The organism is Microbacterium sp. BE35, from assembly GCF_031457705.1.
GTDB lineage: Bacteria > Actinomycetota > Actinomycetes > Actinomycetales > Microbacteriaceae > Microbacterium > Microbacterium trichothecenolyticum.
Genome location: NZ_JAVDXD010000002.1, coordinates 927,425 through 948,306, shown reverse-complemented (window position 1 = coordinate 948,306; position 20,882 = coordinate 927,425). Strand labels below are relative to the sequence as shown.

At 71.1% G+C, this 20,882-nt stretch carries 15 protein-coding genes and 1 tRNA gene; 5 read left to right on the top strand and 11 right to left on the bottom strand.

The features are described 5' to 3' along the window. Positions 1–48 precede the first annotated feature (48 nt). Entirely contained in the window at positions 49–1,002 is a 954-nt protein-coding gene (cysK, locus tag J2Y46_RS10340) for a cysteine synthase A (protein WP_045297521.1), read from the top strand. Then, positions 999–1,583 carry a serine O-acetyltransferase EpsC gene (gene epsC / locus J2Y46_RS10335; protein ID WP_045297519.1) on the top strand — a complete coding sequence of 195 codons (585 nt, stop codon included), beginning with the start codon at positions 999–1,001 and terminating at the stop codon, positions 1,581–1,583. Before cysK ends, epsC begins: the two co-directional genes overlap by 4 nt. Positions 1,584–1,646: 63 nt before the next feature. Here epsC and J2Y46_RS10330 read toward each other — a convergent pair whose 3' ends face one another. From J2Y46_RS10330 to J2Y46_RS10280, 11 genes are all read right to left on the bottom strand, one after another. Beyond that, the gene (locus J2Y46_RS10330; protein ID WP_310242103.1) at positions 1,647–4,436 is read right to left on the bottom strand and encodes an AAA family ATPase; all 2,790 of its coding nucleotides are present in this window, start codon (positions 4,434–4,436) and stop codon (positions 1,647–1,649) included. Positions 4,437–4,509: 73 nt separating this feature from the next. Beyond that, positions 4,510–4,908 (bottom strand): phage holin family protein, encoded by a 399-nt coding sequence (locus J2Y46_RS10325; protein WP_045297517.1) that lies wholly within the window; start codon positions 4,906–4,908, stop codon positions 4,510–4,512. Between the two features lie 172 nt (positions 4,909–5,080). Beyond that, the gene (gene prfA / locus J2Y46_RS10320) at positions 5,081–6,163 is read right to left on the bottom strand and encodes a peptide chain release factor 1 (protein ID WP_045297568.1); all 1,083 of its coding nucleotides are present in this window, start codon (positions 6,161–6,163) and stop codon (positions 5,081–5,083) included. Positions 6,164–6,184: 21 nt separating this feature from the next. Continuing rightward, positions 6,185–8,461, bottom strand: a complete 2,277-nt coding sequence (gene rho, locus J2Y46_RS10315; RefSeq protein WP_310242102.1) for a transcription termination factor Rho — start codon at positions 8,459–8,461, stop codon at positions 6,185–6,187. A gap of 203 nt (positions 8,462–8,664) precedes the next feature. Then, a complete protein-coding gene (gene thrB / locus J2Y46_RS10310; RefSeq protein ID WP_045297514.1) occupies positions 8,665–9,612 on the bottom strand; it encodes a homoserine kinase in 948 nt (315 codons plus the stop codon). Further along, positions 9,609–10,697 (bottom strand): threonine synthase, encoded by a 1,089-nt coding sequence (thrC, locus tag J2Y46_RS10305; protein WP_310242100.1) that lies wholly within the window; start codon positions 10,695–10,697, stop codon positions 9,609–9,611. The genes thrB and thrC overlap by 4 nt, the downstream gene beginning before the upstream one ends. Before the next feature lie 24 nt (positions 10,698–10,721). Beyond that, a complete protein-coding gene (locus J2Y46_RS10300; RefSeq protein ID WP_310242098.1) occupies positions 10,722–12,035 on the bottom strand; it encodes a homoserine dehydrogenase in 1,314 nt (437 codons plus the stop codon). Continuing rightward, a complete protein-coding gene (lysA, locus tag J2Y46_RS10295; RefSeq protein ID WP_310242354.1) occupies positions 12,032–13,516 on the bottom strand; it encodes a diaminopimelate decarboxylase in 1,485 nt (494 codons plus the stop codon). Before lysA ends, J2Y46_RS10300 begins: the two co-directional genes overlap by 4 nt. A 149-nt stretch (positions 13,517–13,665) precedes the next feature. Continuing rightward, entirely contained in the window at positions 13,666–14,484 is an 819-nt protein-coding gene (locus tag J2Y46_RS10290) for a DUF2993 domain-containing protein (RefSeq protein ID WP_045297509.1), read from the bottom strand. A gap of 2 nt (positions 14,485–14,486) precedes the next feature. After that, positions 14,487–16,154: an arginine--tRNA ligase gene (locus J2Y46_RS10285; RefSeq protein ID WP_310242095.1), complete on the bottom strand. Its 1,668-nt coding sequence runs from the start codon at positions 16,152–16,154 to the stop codon at positions 14,487–14,489. A gap of 46 nt (positions 16,155–16,200) precedes the next feature. Then, positions 16,201–17,055, bottom strand: a complete 855-nt coding sequence (locus tag J2Y46_RS10280; protein WP_045297506.1) for a transglutaminase family protein — start codon at positions 17,053–17,055, stop codon at positions 16,201–16,203. 161 nt (positions 17,056–17,216) lie between these two features. Between J2Y46_RS10280 and J2Y46_RS10275 the strand changes: the two genes are divergently transcribed. From J2Y46_RS10275 to J2Y46_RS10265, 3 genes are all read left to right on the top strand, one after another. Then, the gene (locus J2Y46_RS10275; RefSeq protein WP_045297505.1) at positions 17,217–18,041 is read left to right on the top strand and encodes an SGNH/GDSL hydrolase family protein; all 825 of its coding nucleotides are present in this window, start codon (positions 17,217–17,219) and stop codon (positions 18,039–18,041) included. A 44-nt stretch (positions 18,042–18,085) separates the two neighbouring features. Then, a tRNA-Arg gene (locus tag J2Y46_RS10270) sits at positions 18,086–18,161 on the top strand. Positions 18,162–18,381: 220 nt separating this feature from the next. Continuing rightward, a complete protein-coding gene (locus tag J2Y46_RS10265; RefSeq protein WP_310242092.1) occupies positions 18,382–20,877 on the top strand; it encodes a LuxR C-terminal-related transcriptional regulator in 2,496 nt (831 codons plus the stop codon). Positions 20,878–20,882: the final 5 nt, after the last annotated feature.

The window sequence follows — 20,882 nt, the reverse complement described above, 5'->3', positions numbered from 1 at the left end:
GTCGGCGCGCCGTCGTCGTTCGCAGCGCCTTAATCGAGGGAGCACCACGTGCCCGGGATCCATTCCGACATCACCACCGCCTTCGGCGAGACGCCGCTCGTGCGGCTGAACGCGCTCACCGAGGGCCTCGGCGCCGAGGTGCTCGCGAAGCTCGAGTTCTACAACCCGGGCTCCTCGGTCAAGGACCGCCTCGGCTACGCGCTCGTCGAGGCCGCAGAGGCGGCCGGAGAGCTGGTGCCGGGCGGCACCATCGTCGAGTCCACGAGCGGGAACACGGGCATCTCGCTCGCGCTGATCGGCGCCGCGCGCGGGTATCGCGTCATCCTGACGATGCCCGCGTCTATGTCGAAGGAGCGTCGCACGCTGCTGAAGGCCTTCGGCGCCGAGCTCGTGCTCACCGACCCGTACAAGGGCATGACGGAGGCGGTCGAGACCGCCCAGCGCATCGTCGCCGAGACTCCCGGCGCGATCCTCGCGCGCCAGTTCGAGCACGAGGCGAACGCCGCGATCCACCGCAAGACCACCGCCGAGGAGATCTGGCGCGACACCGAGGGCCGCGTGGACTGGTTCGTCGCGGGGTCGGGCACCGGCGGCACGATCACCGGCGTCGGCCAGGTGCTCAAGGAGCGGAACCCTCACGTCAAGATCGTCCTCGTCGAGCCGAAGGACTCCCCCGTCCTGACGGAGGGCCGCGCCGGCGGCCACCGCATCCAGGGCATCGGGCCGAACTTCGTCCCAGAGGTGCTCGACCGATCGGTCGTCGACGAGATCTTCGACGTCGAGTTCGACGACGCCATCACGGTCGCGCGCGAACTCGCCACCCGCGAGGGCATCCTCGCCGGGATGTCGGCCGGTGCAGCCGTGTGGGCGGCGCTGCAGATCGCTGCACGCCCTGAGGCCGCCGGGCAGCGCATCGTCGTGATCGTGCCCGACTCCGGCGAGCGATACCTGTCGACCGCGCTTTACGAGCACCTGCGCGAGCCGGAGGCCGAGACCAAGTGACCGACGAGCGCATCGGATTCTTCGCCCGGGCCCGGGAGGACATCGCCGCGGCGAAGCTCCGCGACCCCGCGGCGCGCGGCGGCCTCGAGATCGCCGTGCTGTACCCCGGCCTGCACGCGATCTGGGCGCACCGCGTGTGGCACGCCCTGTGGACGCGGGACCTCCGCTTCGTCGCGCGCGCCGGATCCCAGATCACCCGGTGGCTCACCGGCATCGAGATCCACCCGGGCGCCACCATCGGCCGCCGCTTCTTCATCGACCACGGCATGGGCGTCGTGGTCGGCGAGACCGCCGAGGTCGGCGACGACGTCATGCTCTACCACGGCGTCACGCTCGGCGGCCGCCAGCGCGAGGGCGGCAAGCGCCACCCCACGATCGAGGACGGCGTCGCCGTCGGCGCCGGCGCCAAGATCCTCGGCCCGATCACGATCGGCGCGGGATCCGTCGTCGGCGCGAACGCGGTCGTGACCAAGGACGCCCCCGCCGACAGCGTGCTGGTCGGCGTGCCCGCGAAGCCGCGCGCCCGCCGTGTCGGCGACGACACCCGCGCCCTGCTCACGACGCCTGAGTACCACATCTGACGCGGCCGGGATGACGGATGCCGCGGTCCGCGGCCTGGCGCGGCGCCGCGGGTCCGGCCGGGTCTACGCCGCGCTGCGACGGTAGATGGCGGCGGCGGCGGTGCGCGAAGGCGCGTCGAGCTTGCGCAGGATCGCCGACACGTGCACCGACACCGTCTTGACGCTGATGTAGAGCCGCTGCGCGATCTGTCCGTTGCTGAGCCCTTCGGCGACCAGCTCGAGCACCTGCTCCTCGCGGGCGGTCAGCAGCGAGCGCGGGGCGACCTCGCCGAGGCCGGCATCGGTCATCACGTCGTGAGCGCGCGCGGCGAGTCCGTCCGCCCCGAGCTCCTCGGCGTACGCGGTGGCGGCGGCGAGCGCCTCCTTCGCTGCGGTGCGCTCGCCCGCCGCAAGCAGCGTCTCGCCGTGCCGCAATCGTGCGTACGCGCGGATGTAGGCGGGACCCGCCGCGTCGATCGCGGCCGCCCACGGGCCCTCGCCGAGCTCGGCGGCGAACACCGCTGCCCACAACGGGGTGACCGGCCAGTCCTCGAAGGTCGCCAGCACCTCACGGTAGGGCTCGATGTCGGTGTCGTCTCCGCGTTCGCGCAGCATCACGGCAGCCCGGGCCGCGATCGCGGTCAGCGGCAGGGCGAGCACGCCGCCGGCGGGCGTCTCCCACGCCAGGCGAGCGTGCGCCAGCGCCTCGTGCGCATCGCCGCGGGCGAGGGCGAGCTCGCCGAGGTCGTAAGCCATGCCGAACCGCGTCTGATACTCGTAGGCGCCGAACCGGTCGAGCTCGAGGCGTGCCGCCTCCAGCGCCGTCTCGGCGCCGTCGATGCGACCGCGCCAGATCGCGAGACAGACCAGCCGCTCACGGAGGAACGCGGAGTAGAGCCCCGGTTCGACCAGCGGCAGCAGTCCCCCGAGCTCTTCCGCCTCGCGGAGGCGTCCGGCGTAGATGTGGGCCTCGATGACGTTGGCCTCGATCATGACCAGGGGCCCCACGTCGGCGACGTGGGATCGCCCGTACTCCAGCCCTTCCTGCGCCACCGCGACCGCGTCGTCGTACCGGCCGACCTGCATCAGCGTGTTCGAGTAGTTGATGTAGTAGCGCATCATCGCGCGCACGAACCCGGTCGAGTACCCGCGCGCCTCGTCGAAGAGCGCGACGCCGCGCACGTCGCCGATACTGGCGCGGCAGGTCGCGGAGATGAGCAGAGCCTGCGCCACGATCTCGGCCGCGGCAGGGTCGCCGGCCGACTCCGCCATCTGTGCCGTCGCGCGCGCCTGCGCGGCCACCTCGTCGCCGAGGACCTGGCGCCCGTTGAGCATGTGCACGCGCGCCGAGCTGAGCAGCAGTCCGGCGCGCTGCACGCCGTGGCGCGGATCGTCGCCGAGGATCGCGAGCGCCTGCTCGATGCTCTCGATCCCGTCCGACACCCCGGCCTGGAACTCGATGGTGGCGAGGTCTCCGAGCATCTCGGCGCGGCCCACGACGTCGTCCGCGGGCCACAGCGCCACAGCCTCCTGCGCGAACGCGAGGGCTCGATCGTTCCGGTTCGCCGACACCAGCGCCGCGGAGGTCCGCCGCAGCACCTCGGCGCGCGGCATCCCGCACACCTCCTCCGGCTCGGGAACCGCGTCCCAGAGCTCGAGCACCCGCTCCCCCGCCTCGGCCGCCGTCGACCACGCCGAGGCGACGCTCGCGGCGCGCTGCGCCGCCACCCCGGCAGCCAGGGCGCGGTCAGGCACGCGCGCGGCGCGCCAGTGGTGGGCGATGTCGGCGAGCACGCGCGCCGTCGGAGCCGAGTTCTCGAGCGCGACGGCGTACGCGGTGTGCAGCCGCGTCCGCTCGGTCGGGAGGAGCTCTGCGTAGACCGCCTCCTGCATGAGCGCGTGGCGGAACGCGTAGGCATCCTCGCGGATGACGACGACCTGCGCGTCGACCGCGCTGCGCACGGCTTCTTCGAGGGCCGCCTCATTGTCAGCGAACACATCGCGCAGCACAGGGTGCGCCACCTCGACACCGCCGGTCGCCAGCACGCGTGCGAAGCGGCGGGCCTCGGCATCCAATCGCTCGTACCTCAGCAGGAGCACGTCCCGCAGCGATACCGGAAGCCGGGCGCCGGAGAAGCTCGCGAGTTCTTCGACGTAGAACGGGATCCCCTCGCTGCGAGCGGCGATGTCGTTCAACACACCGGGTGCGAGCGCATCGCCGTGCACGGCGGTGGCGAGCGCGCCGACCTCAGCGGGGCTGAGGCGTGCGAGGGGACGGTGCGTCAGCAGGCGCGCGCGATCGAGCTCGGCGAGGACCGGACGCAGCGGATGCGCCCGCCCGACGTCGTCGGTGCGGTACGACAGCAGCACGAAGAGAGGCAGCGCGGCCGCGCGGCGGACGAGCCGCGCCGCGATGTCGCACGTCGTGCTGTCAGCCCAGTGGAGGTCCTCGATGATGACGACCAGCCGGTGCGTGCGGGCCAGCTGGGAGAACAGCTCGACGACGACGTCCGCGAGCCGCTCGGCGTCGCCGGCGCTGTCGGCGAGAGCCGGCACGAGCACGCCGAGCGCGTCCGCGCCCGGGCCGGCGGCCTCGCGTACCGCCTCCACACCGAGCGCGTCGACGAGGTCGCGCAGAAGGTCGGTGATCGCCGTCAGCGGTGCCGGCCCCGAACCGGAGTCGACGCAGGCTCCCCGCACGACGACGGCGCCGTCGAGAGTCTCGGTGAAGTCGCGGAGCAGGCGGGTCTTGCCCATCCCGGCATCACCCGACACGACGACGGCGCGGCCCTCCGCGCCGACGGCGTCGACCTCTTCGCGCAGCGCGTCGAGGTCCGCCTGGCGGCCGACGAGGGGCACCCGGCCGATCTGCATACCGCCTATCATCCCACCAGCCTCGTGACTGAGGCGGCTGGTCGGGATCGGGAGGAATCCCTATCCTCGGGCGTCAGCCGCGGCGGTCCTGCACCTTCTTCTTGATGAACAGCGGCGGCAGCAGCCACGTCGCGAGCGCGGTGACCAGCCACACGATGAGCGTCCCGATGATCCAGGCGACCGGGCCGTCGATGCCGATACCCGCGGCAGGGATGAGCACAGCGATGAGCAGGGCCACGAACGTCGAGAGCAGTCCGATGCCCCCGATCAGCGCGTTGGCGTGCCGGCGCGTGATCTTGAACAGCCAGGGCGCGAGCACGCTCTGCAGCACGGCGAAGATGACGACGGCGAGGAGGATCCCCCACCAGTCGTTCCAGTGGAGGTAGAAGCCGGGCAGGATCAGGTCGGCGACGACAAGTCCGAGCGCCGCCGAGACCAGGAAGATGAGGGCGCGGATGAGCAGCGTGAGCACGCTCGAAGCCTAGCGGCGAAGCATCCGTCCCCCGCACGCGCCCGCGCGCCCGCCCCGCAGTGCCGCCTGCTCGAGTCGCCGAGACACTCCGAGGCGCGGCATCCGCCATCGGCGTGTCTCGGCGAGCCGTAGGCGAGCGAGGCAGCGTCTGACGACGAACGCGGGCAGCGCGTCAGGCGTCGTCGGAGCCGAGTGCCGCGAGACGGGCCTCCTCGTCGGCGGTGATCGCCGACTCGATGAGCGGCTCGAGGGCGCCGTCCATCACCTGGTCGAGGTTGTACGCCTTGTAGCCGGTGCGGTGGTCGGCGATGCGGTTCTCGGGGAAGTTGTACGTGCGGATGCGCTCCGACCGATCCATGCCGCGGATCTGCGACTTGCGGGCGTCGGATGCCGCGGCCTCGAGCTCCTCCTGCTGCTTGGCGAGGAGGCGTGCCCGAAGCACGCGCATGCCTGCCTCGCGGTTCTGCAGCTGCGACTTCTCGTTCTGCATCGACACCACGATCCCCGTCGGGACATGGGTGATGCGCACCGCGGAGTCGGTCGTGTTGACCGACTGACCGCCCGGGCCCGACGAGCGGAAGACGTCGATCTTCAGGTCGTTCGGGTCGATGTGGATCTCTTCGGGCTCATCGACCTCGGGGAACACCAGCACGCCGGTCGTCGACGTGTGGATTCGCCCCTGCGACTCGGTCGCCGGCACCCGCTGCACACGGTGCACCCCGCCCTCGTACTTGAGGTGCGCCCACACGCCCTGCGCGGGATCGGACGAGGCGCCCTTGATCGCGACCTGGACGTCCTTGTAGCCGCCGAGGTCGGACTCGTTGCGCTCGAGCAGCTCGGTCTTCCACCCCTTCGAGGCGGCGTACTGCAGGTACATTCGCAGGAGGTCGGCGGCGAACAGCGCCGACTCGGCGCCGCCCTCGCCCTGCTTGATCTCCATGATCACGTCGCGGGCGTCGTCGGGATCGCGCGGGATCAGCAGGCGCCGCAGGCGCTCCTGCGCCTCGGCCAGCCCGGCCTCGAGGGCCGGCACCTCCTCGGCGAAGGCGTCGTCCTCGCGGGCGAGTTCGCGGGCGGCATCCAGATCATCGGATGCCGCCACCCAGTCCTCGTGGGCCTTCACGATGCGCGACAGCTCGGCGTAGCGCCGGTTCACCCGCTTGGCGCGCGCCGCATCGGCGTGCACCGCGGGGTCGGAGAGCTCCTCCTGGACCGCGCGGTGCTCGTCGATCAGACCCCGGACAGAATCAAACATCGCGGGCTCGGGCATCGAGGATCAGCGGATGCTGTTGTCGTGATCGTGGCTGCGGCCACCGCCGTGCCCGTTCGCGGGCGCGGGGATCGACTTCTGCATCTGCACCAGGAACTCGACGTTCGACTGCGTCTCCTTGAGCTTGCCGAGCACGACCTCGAGGGCCTGCTGGGGCTCGAGGCCGGCCAGCGCGCGACGGAGCTTCCAGGTGATCTTGACCTCGTCGGGCGAGAGCAGCATCTCTTCGCGGCGCGTGGACGACGCGTTGACGTCGACGGCCGGGAAGATGCGCTTGTCGGCGAGCTGGCGGTTCAGGCGCAGCTCGCTGTTGCCGGTGCCCTTGAACTCCTCGAAGATGACGTCGTCCATCTTGGAGCCGGTCTCGACGAGGGCGGTCGCGAGGATCGTGAGCGATCCGCCGTTCTCGATGTTGCGCGCGGCGCCGAAGAAGCGCTTGGGCGGGTACAGCGCCGAGGCGTCGACGCCACCGGTGAGCACGCGGCCCGAGGTCGGCGCCGAGATGTTGTAGGCGCGGCCGAGGCGCGTGATCGAGTCGAGCAGCACGACGACGTCGCGGCCGAGCTCCACCAGGCGCTTAGCGCGCTCGATGGCGAGCTCGGCGACCGTGGTGTGATCCTCGGCGGGGCGATCGAAGGTCGAGGCGATGACCTCGCCCTTCACGGTGCGCTGCATGTCGGTGACCTCTTCGGGGCGCTCGTCGACGAGCACGACCATGAGGTGCACCTCGGGGTTGTTGTTCGCGATGGCGTTGGCGATCTGCTGCAGCACGATCGTCTTGCCCGCCTTCGGGGGCGCGACGATGAGGCCGCGCTGGCCCTTGCCGATCGGCGCGACGAGGTCGATGATGCGCTGCGTCAGCTTCTCGGGCGCGGTCTCGAGGCGCAGGCGCTCCTGCGGGTAGAGCGGCGTCAGCTTGCCGAACTCGACGCGCGCGGCGGCGTCATCGACTGACAGGCCGTTGATCGCGTCGACCTTGACCAGCGCGTTGTACTTCTGGCGGCTGGACTGCTCGCCCTCGCGCGGCTGCTTGATCGAGCCGACGACCGCGTCGCCCTTTCGCAGGTTGTACTTCTTCACCTGACCGAGCGAGACGTAGACGTCGCTCGGGCCGGGCAGATACCCGGAGGTGCGCACGAACGCGTAGTTGTCGAGCACGTCGAGGATGCCCGCGATCGGGATGAGGACGTCGTCCTCGCCGATCTCGGTCTCGAACTCGTCGCCGCCGGCGGCGGCCTGCGTGCCACGGCGCTTGTTGCGCTGGCGGCCGCGGCCGTTGCCCTGGGCCGGCTGCTCGTCGTCCTGCGTGTCGGCCTTCGCCGGCTCCGCGACGGGCTGGGCGCTCTGGGTCTGGCCGCCCTGGGCGTTCTGGCCCTGTGCGGCCTGGCCGCCCTGCGCGTTCTGGCCCTGTGCGGCCTGGCCACCCTGGGCGTTCTGGTTCTGCGCGTTGCGGTTGCGGCTGCGGCTGCGGCTGCGGCTCCGGCTGCGCGACGGCGTCTCGGCGCCCTCGCCCTCGGCGGCCTGCTCGCCACCCTCGCCGGATTCGGCGGGCGCCTCGGTGCCTTCGGCGGGCGCCTCTGCGTCGGCGGCGGGCGCCTCGGTGCCTTCGGCGGGCGCCTCGGCGGGGGCGGATGCCTCTTCAGCAGCCTGCTCGCCGGCCTCGGCGGGTGCCTCTGCCGGCGTCTCGGCCGGTGCTTGCGCGGCGGGCTCGGCCGGCGCGACATCGGTGCTCTTGGCACGGCGGGGAGCGCGCTTGCGCGGGGCCTTCGCGGGCGCAGCAGGCGCCTCGGCCGGTGCCTCGGCAGCCGCTTCGACGGCGACGACCTCGGCGACGACCTCTTCGGCCACGACCTCGGCGACGACGGCCTCGGCGACCGCCTCTTCGGCGACCGCGTCGGCGACAGCAGCCTCGGCGACCGCCTCCTCGGCGACGGCGTCGGCGATGATCGCCTCGGCGACGGCCTCCTCGGCCGCTTCCTCAGCGACCTCGGCGGCGGTGGCGTCACCCGACTCCTCGGCGACGATCGCCTCGGCGACCGCCTCCTCGGCGGCCTCTTCGGCGGCGAGCGCCTCGACGACGGCCTCGTCGGCGACGGCGTCGGCCGCCTCGGCGACCTCGACGGCCTCTTCGGCGACGACCTCGGCCTCGACGGCCTCGATGACGGCTTCCTCAGCCACGGCCTCGGCCTGGGCTTCGACGCTGCCGGCGTCTCCGAATGCCTCGGGCGCTTCCGCGCGCTCGTCGGCCGGAACGTCGGCGTGGATCTCGGAGATGGACTCCACGAGTTCTCCCTTGTGAAAAACGGAACGATTGTGCACGATCGCACGGCGCTGCCGGGTGGCGTCTGCCTGTCTCGATCAGTTGTCACGCCTGTCGAGACACCCGCCGACGGGGTGAGGGACCGCGAGGGTGCTCAGCGGACGTCGGCAGGTCAGAATGCCGTGCGGTGGTTTCGCAGATTTGCGACGGAGGCCAGATTCACGTATTACGTGGAACCCTCCGCGTACTCCCTCACTGTACCACCCTTGAAGTCGACGGCGAGCATGAGCGCCTCCCACGGGGTGTCGGTCGCGGCAGCTGCGAGCGCCGCCGCCTCGAGGCGTCGTCCCGGGCCGTCGGCGAGCACGAGCACGCTCGGTCCCGCCCCCGACACGACCGCCGCGAAGCCCGCCGCGCGCAGCGCCCGCACCAGACCGTCGGTCTCGGGCATGGCGCTCGCGCGGTAGTTCTGGTGCAGTTTGTCCTCCGTCGCCGCCTGCAGCAGCTCGGGGCTCTGCGTGAGCGCCGCGATCAGCAGTGCGGAGCGAGAGACGTTGAAGACAGCGTCCTCACGGGGTACATGCATCGGCTGGAGGCTGCGCGCGAGCTCGGTCGACATCGTGAACGTGGGCACGAAGACGAGCGGCGACACCCCGCGGTGCACGAGCAGCTTCTTGTGCTGCGGGCCGCCCTCGTCCACCCACGCGATGGTGAGGCCGCCGAACAGGGCGGGTGCCACGTTGTCAGGGTGACCTTCGAGCTCGGTCGCGAGGCGCAGCAGGGCGTCGGGTCCGAGCTCGACATCGCCCTCGAGCAGTCCTCTGGCAGCCAGCAGGCCCGACACCACCGCCGCGCCTGACGAACCGAGGCCGCGTCCGTGCGGGATCACGTTCTTGGCGACGAGGCGGAGTCCCGGCATCCGTCGCCCGACCGATTCGTACGCGTACGCGATCGCCCGCACCACGAGGTGCGAGGCGTCGCGCGGCACATCGTCCGCACCGGCTCCCTCCACCTCGATCTCGAGCTCGCCCTCGGGCAGCGCCGTGACGTCGAGCTCGTCGTACACGCTCAGCGCGAGACCGAGGGTGTCGAACCCGGGTCCGAGGTTGGCGCTCGTCGCGGGCACCCGCACCACCACCCGGCGGCCGGGGGCCGGAGCGACGGCTGCGTTCACGCGGTCGCCGCCGCGGGAGCAAGCTCCAGGACGGATGCCACCTCCGACGTCGTGGCGTCGACCACGGTGGGCTCGACCTCCGAGCCGTCGGCGTTGCGCAGCGCCCAGTGCGGGTCCTTGAGGCCGTGGCCGGTGACCGTGAGCACGACGCGCGCGCCCTGGGGCACGGTGCCGGCCTCGACCCGGTCGAGGAGACCCGCGACGCTGATCGCCGACGCCGGCTCGACGAAGATGCCGACCCCGCCCGCAAGGAGCTTCTGCGCCGCGAGGATGCGGTCGTCGTCGATGGCGCCGAAGTACCCGTCGGTCGCCGTGCGGGCCTCGAGCGCGAGGTCCCACGACGCCGGGTTGCCGATGCGGATGGCGCTGGCGACGGTCTCGGGGTTCTTCACGACCTTGCCGGTGACCAGCGGCGCCGAGCCGGCGGCCTGGAAGCCGAACATGCGCGGCACGCGCGTCGAGACGCCGGCCTCGGCCTCCTCGCGGTAGCCGCGCGTGTAGGCGGTGTAGTTGCCCGCGTTGCCGACCGGGATGAAGTGGAAGTCCGGGGCGTCGCCCAGCTGCTCGACGACTTCGTAGGCGGCGGTCTTCTGCCCGTCGATGCGGTCCGGGTTGACCGAGTTGACGAGGTGCACCGGGTAGTTGTCGGCGAGCTCGCGCGCGATCTCGAGGCAGTCGTCGAAGTTGCCGCGGATCTGGATGAGACGGCCGTTGTGCGCCACAGCCTGGCTGAGCTTGCCCATCGCGATCTTGCCTTCGGGCACGAGCACCGCCGCCGTGATGCCGGCGTGCGCCGCGTAGGCGGCCGCCGAGGCGGACGTGTTGCCGGTCGAGGCGCAGATGACGGCCTTCGCGCCGTGCTCGATCGCGCGCGAGACGGCGACGGTCATCCCGCGGTCCTTGAACGAGCCGGTGGGGTTCATGCCCTCGAACTTCACCCACACGTCGGTGCCGGTAAGGCGCGACAGCGCGGGGGCGGGCAGGAGCGGCGTGCCGCCCTCGCCGAGGGTGACCACGGTCGAGGCATCCGTGACGCCCAGACGATCTGCGTACTCGCGGAGGACCCCGCGCCAAACGTGTGCCATGTCAGTTCTCCTTCAGAAAAGTCTTCAATTGCCTTCGACGCGCAGCACCGAGACGACGCGCTCGACGACGCCGCTCGCGGCGAGGCGGTCGACCGTCTCGCTCAGGTCCTGCTCCAAAGCCTTGTGCGTGCCGATCACCAGTCGGGCAACGCCGCTCTCGCCCTCGGCCGACTCGACGACGGTCTGCTCGACGGTCGCGATCGACACGCGGCCTTCGCTCAGGATGCCCGCGACCGTCGCCAGAACGCCCGGCTGGTCGTCGACCTCGAGCGTGATCTGGTAGCGCGTGGTGACGCGTCCGACGGGGACGATCGGCAGGTTCGCGAGCGTCGACTCTCCGACGCCGACGCCGCCGGCGATGTGGCGGCGCGCCGCCGAAACGACGTCGCCGAGCACCGCGGACGCCGTCTGCACGCCGCCGGCGCCCGCGCCGTAGAACATGAGGTTGCCGGCGGCCTCGGCCTGCACGAACACCGCGTTGTTGGCGCCGTGCACGCTCGCGAGGGGGTGCGCGCGGTCGATGAGCGCGGGGTAGACGCGCACCGAGATGGATTCACCGGATGCCTCGGTCAGGCGCTCGCACACGGCGAGCAGCTTGATGACGTACCCCGCGTGGCGCGCGGCATCCATCATCGACTTGTCGATCGACGTGATGCCCTCGCGGTGCACCGCATCCAGCGGCACCGTGGTGTGGAAGGCGAGGCTCGCGAGGATCGCGGCCTTCTGGGCGGCGTCGTAGCCCTCGACATCGGCCGTCGGGTCGGCTTCGGCGTACCCGAGGCGCTGCGCGTCGGCGAGCACGTCCGAGAACTCGGCGCCCTCGGTGTCCATGCGGTCGAGGATGTAGTTCGTCGTGCCGTTGACGATGCCCATGATGCGCTGGACGCGGTCGCCGGCGAGCGAGTCGCGCAGCGGGCGGATGATCGGGATCGCGCCCGCGGCGGCCGCCTCGTAGTAGACCTCGGCACCCACCTGGTCGGCGGCGTCGAAGATCTCGGGCCCGTGCGTGGCGAGGAGCGCCTTGTTCGCCGTCACGACGTCGGCACCCGAGTTGATCGCATGGAGCAGGTACTCGCGCGCCGGTTCGATGCCCCCCATGAGCTCGATGACGATGTCGGAGCCCACGATGAGCGAGTCGGCGTCGGTCGTGAAGAGCTCACGTGGCAGGTCGACGTCGCGCTTGGCGTCGACGTCACGCACCGCGATGCCCACCAGCTCCAGTCGCGCACCCGCGCGGTCGGCGAGTTCGTCGGCGTGCTGTCGCAGCAGCGAGGCGACCTGCGAGCCCACGGCTCCGGCTCCCAGGAGTGCGACGCGGAGGCGGCGGTAGTCGGTCACTTCGGCTCGCTTCGCTCGCTCAGTACGGGCATGCGTTGGTTTCCTTCCGTCGGTGCTCCGGCGAGCTCGCGCCCGTCGTGCACGGTGCTGAGGCCGGCGTCGCGGGCGAGCAGATCATCGATCGTCTCGCCCCGCACGATGATGCGCGCCTCTCCCCCGCGCAGCGCCACGACGGGCGGGCGGGGGACGTAGTTGTAGTTGCTCGAGAGCGAGAAGCAGTACGCGCCCGTCGCGGGGACCGCGAGCAGGTCGCCGGGCGAGACGTCGCCCGGCAGGTACTCCGCATCGACCACGATGTCGCCTGACTCGCAGTGCTTGCCCACCACGCGCGACAGCGCCGGCTCGGCGTCGCTGGTGCGCGACGCGATGCGAGCCGAGAATTGCGCGCCGTACAGGGCCGGGCGGGCGTTGTCGCTCATGCCGCCGTCGACGCTCACGTACAGGCGGGTGTCGCCGCTCTCGAGCTCGACGAGCTTGGTCGTGCCCACTTCGTACAGGGTCACGCCTGCTCGACCGACGATCGCGCGGCCCGGCTCGAACGCGAGGTTCGGCATCGGGATGCCGCGCACCTCGCACTGCCGCGCGACCGCCTCGGCGATGCCCAGCGCGAGCTGCTCGATCGGGGTGGGGTCGTCGACCGACGTGTAGGCGATGCCGAACCCGCCGCCGAGGTTCAGGACCGGCAGCTCACCGCCTTCGCGAAGCTCGGCATGCAGTTCGACCAGGCGGGCGGCGGACTCCTCGAACCCGGAGGTGCCGAAGATCTGCGAGCCGATGTGGCAGTGCAGGCCCACGAACTCGAGCCCGGGGAGCTCACGGATGCGGGCGACGGCGGCGGGGGCATCCGTCAGCGTGAAGCCGAACTTCTGGTCTTCGTGAGCCGTGGCGAGGAAGTCGTGCGTCTCGGCGTGCACGCCGCTGTTGACCCGCAGCAGCACGGCCTGGGTCGCTCCGCGGCGCTCGACGATCGCCGCGAGACGCTCGATCTCGATGAGGCTGTCGATGACGATCGAGCCGATGCCCACCTCGACGGCCCGCTCGAGCTCGGCCACCGACTTGTTGTTGCCGTGGAAGCCCAGTCGCGCGGGGTCGGCGCCCGCCGCGAGTGCGACGGCGAGTTCTCCGCCGCTGCACACGTCGACGGCGAGCCCCTCTTCGGTGACCCAGCGCACGACCTCGGTGCTCAGGAACGCCTTGCCCGCGTAGTAGACGCGGGCCTGAACGCCGTGAAGCGCCGCCGCCGCGCGGAAGGCGTCGAGCGTGCGGCGGGCGGCCTGGCGCACCTCGTCCTCGTCCACGACGTAGAGTGGCGTGCCGAACCGCTCGCGCAAGGCGGTCGCGGGGATGCCGCCGAGCTCCAGCACGCCGTCGGCATCGCGCGCCGCGGCCGCCGGCCACACGGCCGGAGCGAGCCCGTTCGCGTCGGCGGGGCGTTCGAGCCACGCGGGAGCGACGGAACGGTGGTGCGGGTCGGCGGACACGGTGGACCAATCGGTGGGAGCTTCGACGCTGGCCGTCCGGGAGTCCGGGTGCGGCTCTGCCAGGCCGGAGGGGGTCACGCGCCTGGCGGTGGTAGCAGTCTAGGGCACACGACTCCGGAGGCCTGCGCCGTGTGACGCCCTGCGGCCGCTCAGGCGCAGGTGCCGTTCTCCTGAAGCGCCGGATCGGTCGCGATGGCCCCGTCGACGTCGAAGTCGGCGACGAGCGCGTCGCCGGTCACCTCGACGGCGGTGAGGGTCACTCCGGATGGCAGGTACTGCGCGATGCACACGTTCCACTCGCGCAGGACGATGTCGGCGAGATTCCCGAACTGGCTGCGCAGCGCATCGGCGGTCACCTCCGACTCGCCGAGGCGGAGCGCCGCGGGCGCCAGCACGATCGCGCCGTCGGCCGCGGATGGTGCCAGGGCGACGCCGACGGGGACGGACACGCCGAACAGCTGCAGGTCGAGCGACATGGTCACGTTCGGCGCGGCCAGGCCCACCGTGTCGGCGGGGAAGCCCTCGACCGTCGCCAGCAGCGTGCGCAGCTGCGACTCGTCGAGCGAGACCGTCGCGGTGGCGCCGCTCATCTCGCCCGTGCCGCGCACCGCGACGTCATGTGCCGTCACCGTGACATCGCCGCTCACACCGCCGAGCGTGACATCGTCGGAGGCGATCGTGAGGTCGTCGAGCGAGCCCGAGATGAGCTGCGGGATGACGGCGCCGGCGACGTCGACGTCGACCGGGTGGTCGGCAGGCAGCGACAGCTGGGTGCGCACCTGATCGCGGACGACGCCGGTCACGATCTGCCGGGCGATCGCCTCGGCGGCGAACCACGCGGCCACGGCGAGCACGGCGACGATCGCGAACGCCACGATCCACGGCCACACACGGCGCGGCTGCGCCGGTGCCGTCGACAGCGTCCCGTCGGGGATCGGTTCGGTCGCCTGCGCATCGCCTCTGGCCATTGCTACATCCGTTCCGGTGCGGTGACACCCAGGAGATCGAGCCCGTTTCGCAGAACCTGGCCGGTGGCGTCGTTGAGCCACAGACGAGTGCGGTGCACCGGCTCGACCGGCTCGTCGCCCAGCGGGATCACGCGGCAGTTGTCGTACCAGCGGTGGTAGAGCCCCGCGAGCTCCTCGAGGTATCGCGCGACGCGGTGCGGCTCACGCACCTCGGCGGCGAACGCCACGATACGCGGGAACTCCTGCAGCGCGCCGAGGAGAGCCGACTCGGTCTCGTGGGTCAGCAGCTCGGGGGCGAACTCGGAGCGGTCGACGCCCGAACCGTGGGCGTTTCGCGCCACATTGTGCGTGCGCGCGTGGGCGTACTGCACGTAGAAGACGGGGTTGTCGTTGGTGCGCTTACGCAGGATCTCGGGGTCGAGCGTGAGCGGCGAGTCCGCGGGGTAGCGCGCGAGCGAATAGCGCAGCGCGTCGGTGCCGATCCAGTCCCGCAGGTCGTCGAGCTCGATGATGTTCCCCGCGCGCTTCGAGAGCCGTGCGCCGTTGACGGACACGAGCTGCCCGATGAGCACCTCGATGTCCTTCTCGGGGTCGTCGCCGGCCGCGCCCGCGAGCGCCTTGAGGCGGTGCACGTAGCCGTGGTGGTCGGCGCCGAGCAGGTAGATCTTGTGCGCGAAGCCGCGATCGCCCTTGTTGAGGTAGTACGCCGCGTCGGCCGCGAAGTAGGTGTACTCGCCGTTCGAGCGGCGGATGACGCGATCCTTGTCGTCGCCGAAGTCCGTGGTGCGCACCCACACGGCGCCCTCGTCGTCGAACACGTGGCCCTGCTCGCGCAGGCGGTCGACGGCCTCGTCCACGAGGCTCGGCTCGCCGTCCGATCCCTTCGCGTGCAGCGTGCGCTCGCTGAAGAAGACGTCGAAGTGCACGTTGAACTTCTCGAGCGACGACTGCAGGTCGCCGAGCTGCAGCTCGTAGGCGCGGTCGCGCGCGATCCTCAGCTGCTCGTCCTCCGGCAGCGTCAGCAGCTCTGGCACCGCCGAGAGGACACGGTGCGCGAGGTCGTCGATATAAGAACCCGGGTAGCCGTCATCGGGGGTCGGCTCGCCCTTTGCGGCGGCGAGCACCGAGCGGCCGAACCGGTCCATCTGCGCGCCGGCGTCGTTGACGTAGAACTCCCGGACGAGCGTCGCACCGCTCGCGAGCAGCAGTCGCGCCATCGAATCGCCGAGCGCTGCCCACCGGGTGTGGCCGATGTGCATCGGACCCGTCGGGTTCGCACTGACGAATTCGAGGTTTATCGTGTTGCCGCGCTGCGACTCGTTCGTTCCGAACGCCGCGCCCGCGTCGACGATGGTCTTCGCGAGCGCACCGGCGGCGGCGGCATCCAATCGGATGTTGATGAAGCCGGGACCGGCGACCTCGACATCGGCGACACCGTCGACCTGCGCGAGACCGGCCGCGATGTCGGCGGCGAACTCCCGGGGGTTCGCGCCGACGGCCTTCGCGAACTTCAGCGCCGCGTTCGAAGCCCAGTCGCCGTGGTCACGGTTCTTGGGCCGCTCGAGCGGCAGATCGGCGACCGTGAGCCCCTCGGCCGCACCGGGTCGTCGCGCCTCCGCGAGCGGGGCGACGACGGCGAGCAGGGCGGCGGAGAGGGCTTCGGGATTCATAGCCCGTCAAGTCTACGGGCGCGACCCGCTCCGCCCCCGCGCGAGGTCAGGAGATCTGCACCAGCGCGCCGAAGTCGTCGGCAGCGGGATCGGATGCCTCGGGCAGCACTTCGGGCAGGGTGTCGAGTCCGTCGAGGGTCGCGGCCTCGGGGACGACCCACGCGTCGACGCGCAGGCGCTTGAGGCCGACGTAGCCGCCGTGGTAGCTGAGGAACGCGCAGTCAGCGGCATCGCGACCTGTCGCGATGCGCACCAGCGAGTTGCGGTTCGCGAGACGCGTCGCGTCGATGACATACCAGGCGCCGTCGAGATACGCCTCGGCGACGGCGTGGAAGTCCATCGGGCGCAGCCCCGGCGCGAAGCACGCGGCATAGCGGGCCGGCATGTCCATCGCGCGCAGCAGGGCGATGACGACGTGCGCGTAGTCGCGGCAGACGCCCTGGCCGGTCATGAGCGTCGTGACCGCACTGTCGGTGCCCTGACTGAGACCCGGCGTGTACGTGGTGCTCGTGGAGACGAACTCCGACACGGCCGCGATGAGGTCGTGGCCCGACAGTCCCTTGAACTGGCGGCGGGCCTGCTGGAACACCTCGTCGGACTGCGCGTAACGGCTCGGGCGCAGGTACGTGATGGCCTCGAGATCGCTCGTGCGGTTGCTCGCGGCCTGCCCGTCGACGGTCGCCTCGTAACGGATCTCGAGGTGCCCGGGCTCGCCCGTCAGGCGGTGCAGCCTGCTTCCCGACTGGTCGACGATCTCGGTCGGGGTGTACACGCGATCGCCCTGGGTGAACGTCAGATGCTCACTCGAGATCGGCACCGCCTGAGCGGCTGCGATCTGGAAGATGAGGTCGACGGATGCCCCCAATTCGAGGTCCATCTCAGCGGTCACGACGCGTTGCACCGAAGTATCCTCGCATGCCGCGAGGGCTCGCTCGCGCGGGGTTGACAACCTCTTGCTGCGAGTGTTCTGGAAGCGGTTCCAACCCTCAGGATCACGGCCCTCTTTTCCCCAGTTCACGGCCTGGGGGAAGACCTCGTCGATGCATGACTTACCCTCTCTCTATGCACGCGCCCGGCGGTACCCGAGCCCGGAAGCTGTGGCTGCCCCTGGTGAGCGCCACGCTGGCCGTCGCTGCGGTGTGCGCGGTGGCCGTTCTGCGTCCGTGGGGCGCGCCCGAACCGGTGGCGCCGGCGGCGGTCGCCCAGGGCGAGCCGGCGGTCGCAGCATCCGTCCCTCCCGCTCCCCTGGTGTTGGAAGACGACGCGCGTGTTCTCGTCTTCGGGGACTCGTGGGTCTACGGCTCGGCCGCGACCGTGCCGACGCTCGGCTTCGCGTACCTCCTCGCCGACGAGCTCGGCGTCGAGACCGTCGTGGACGGCGTGCGCGGCAGCGGCTACCTCAAGCCCGGACTTGACGGCCCCGCCTACGGCGAGCGCATCGGCGCGCTGGATCCGTCCCTCGACCCCGACGTCATCATCGTCGAGGGGTCGATCAACGACCGCAAGCTCTATCCGGCCGGATACCGGGATGCCGTCACCGCCGCGTGGGACGCCCTCGAGGCCCGCTACCCCGACGCCGAGATCGTGGTCCTCGGTCCGTCGCCGCAGGTGCTGCCGGTAGAGGACGCGACGCGCAAGATCGACGCCGCCCTCAGCGAGCTCGCCGGCGCACGCGGCTGGTGGTACATCTCCCCCATCAGCGAGGACTGGATCACCGAGGCCAATTACCTCGATGTCATCGACACCGGCCCCATCGGGCGCGACCACCCCTCGACCGGCGGCCATGCCTACCTCGCCGACCGCGTCGCGACGGCGATCGAACGCATGGAGCAGCAGCCGGCGATCGTCGCCGACGCACCGCTCGACGACACTCCCCCGGCGCCCTGAGGTGGCCGGGCGACCTGCGCCTGGATGGTAGTCTCGATCGGCACGCCTCCGTAGCTCAGGGGATAGAGCGTTGGTTTCCGGTACCAAAGGCCGCAGGTTCGATTCCTGTCGGGGGCACCAGTCGGGACAAGGGATCGAGAGTCATCAGGACTCTCGATCCCTTTCTCGTGACAACACTTTGACAACATCTGCCGGCGGCTACTGCGTCAAGTGGCGTCGCCAGAAACTCGGGATATGGGACGCACCGCGACCGGTGCGTCTTCGGCGTGCCCACGTGCACCTCGAATGAGACGAGCACAGCGTTCTCTTCGACCTTCACCCGGCGCCGAGCCGGATCGAGATGGCGGACGCGAAGCGCGGTCGCCTCGCCCCATCGCAGCCCCGTTCGCTTGCGGCTGATGGAGTTGGTAGGAGGCGCGGCCGGGCGGACCTGTGGCCGGTGCGCACCCGACTATCGCTCGCGGGCCTGCTACTCGGGGTGGCCCCTCACGTGCGTGGTCTCCCCGTGCGGGACGAGAGGACTTCCCGTGGGTGGCACGAGTCTGCGTCCGCGTCAGTTTCTCATCGTTCACGGCGCCGCCCTAGTATTCGGTGCATGCCGGACATGCTCCGCAATGTGGTCCTGGGGGGACCCGAACTGCACACGGCCCTGCTGGACAGTAAGACCCAGATCCCACATCTCCGAGCGAGTTCCGTGAGCAGAAGCCGCCAGATCCGTGAGGCGCGCGACAGCGGTGCGCGCGTGGTGTCGGTCGCTGCTCCGGCCGGTTACGGCAAGTCGACGATGCTCAGCGAGTGGGCGGCGACCGAGAGCCGCCGGGTCGCGTGGGTCTCCGTGGACCGTACCGACGACGATCCGGCGCTTCTGCTGCCTCTCATCGCCGCGGCGTGCTCGCCCTTCTCACCGTTGGCTGCCGCGGTCATGGCCGACATGCGTGGCATCGGGGCAGGCGCGCTCGGAAGGTCCGCTCCGATGCTCGCGGCGGCGCTCGCGTCGACACCGGTGAGCTTCGTCCTCTTCATCGACGATGTGCACTTGGTCGGCTCGGAGGAGTGCCAGGACGCGCTCGAGGTGGTGCTGGCGCGCATCGCGACCGGCTCGCAGGTGGTCCTGGCCAGTCGGCAGGAGTCGCCCCTCATTGCCCGGCTGCGCGGCACCGGAGACGCGTGGGACGTGTCAGCCACCGACCTCGTGTTCGACCGCGCGGAAGCGCGAGCCGTCTTCGAGGCCGCCGGCGCGACGGACGTCGACGACGACGAGCTGGCCGAGGTTGTCATACGCTGCGAGGGCTGGCCGACGGGACTCTTCCTCTGCGCACTCGTGGCGCGGTCCTCCACGGGACCCGTATCGGCTGCCGGGAGCGACCGGTACGTGGCGGACTATCTGTATCGCGAGTGCCTGTCGCGACTGCCGAAGGATCTGGCGGCTTTCCTGCGGCGCAGTTCGATCCTCGATCAGCTCTCGCCCGAGATCTGCAACTCCGTGCTCGAGATTGACACTGCCCGCACGCTCATCCATCGGGTCGAGGCCGCGAACCTCTTCCTCGCGCCCACCGACCGGAACCGTGCCTGGTTCCGGTTCCATGCGCTGTTCCGGGAGTTCCTCCTGGCCGAGCTGGAGCGTGTTGAGGGCGCGGCGGCGGTCGCCGAGCTCCACCGGCGCGCGGCGACGTGGCACGAGGCGCACCAGGTGCCGGCCCACGCTGTCGAGCACTGGATTCGGGCCGGGGAGTACGAACGCGCCAGCGGGCTCGTCGCCGAGTTGGGCCTCGGCATGTACGGGGAGGGACAGGTCGCCACGGTTCGCCGGTGGCTGCACGAACTCGGCGACGACGTGCTGCTGGCGCATCCGGCGCTGGTCATCTCGATGACCTGGACGGCGATACTGCTGGGTGAGGTCCGCTCAGGCAAGCGGTGGGCCCGCGCCTTGGACGACGTTCGCGCCGAGGAGCTCCCGGAAACCGACCGGGTGATGTTCGAATCGGCGCGCGCGATGGTTCGGTCGGCGATGTGCGAGCACGGATATCACCGAGCGGCCGCGGATGCCGCGTTCGCCTTCGAGCATGAGCCGGCGAACAGTCCGTGGCGCGATCAGGCGCTCCACCTCTACGGCATGGCGGCGCTTCTCCGCGGCGACGAGCAGACCGCCAGGGTCAGCTTCGAGGAGGCCATCCCGCTCGCGACGGTGATGGGCAATCCCGACACGGTGATCCTGAGCGAGCCCGAGCTCGCGCTGATCGCGATCGACGAGGGGCGGTGGGCCGACGCAGCCGACCATGCGCGGCGGGGCATCGACGCGATCGATGCGAGCCACATGGAGGGATACCCGACGACGGCACTCGCGCTCGCCGTGGCTGCCCGGGTCGCCGTCCACGGCGGTGATCATCCAGCGGGCCAGCGGCTGCTGGCGCGGGGGATGCGGGCGCGCGTCGGCTGCACGCACCTCCTGCCTTATCTGTCGGTGCGGGTACGGGTGCAGCTCGCGAAGGTGCACCTGATGCTCGGCGACCGCGCTGCCGCGGCGCACCTCCTCCGCGAGTGCGACGACATCCTGCGGATCCGACCGGATCTGGGCACGACCGGGGCGCTGGTGGAGGAGCTGCGCCTGGGGCTGGCGATCGCGCCCATGACGGGGGCCGTCCCGCTCACTCCCGCCGAACTGCGGCTGCTTCCGTACCTGCAGACGCATCTCACGATCGCCGAGATCGGCAAGCGGCTCTTCGTGTCGCGCAACACCGTCAGCTCGCAGCTGGGTTCGATCTATCGGAAGCTGTCGGTGACCTCTCGCAGTCAGGCCGTCGAGCGGGCCGTCGCACTGGGGTTGCTTGGCGAGTAGAGCAG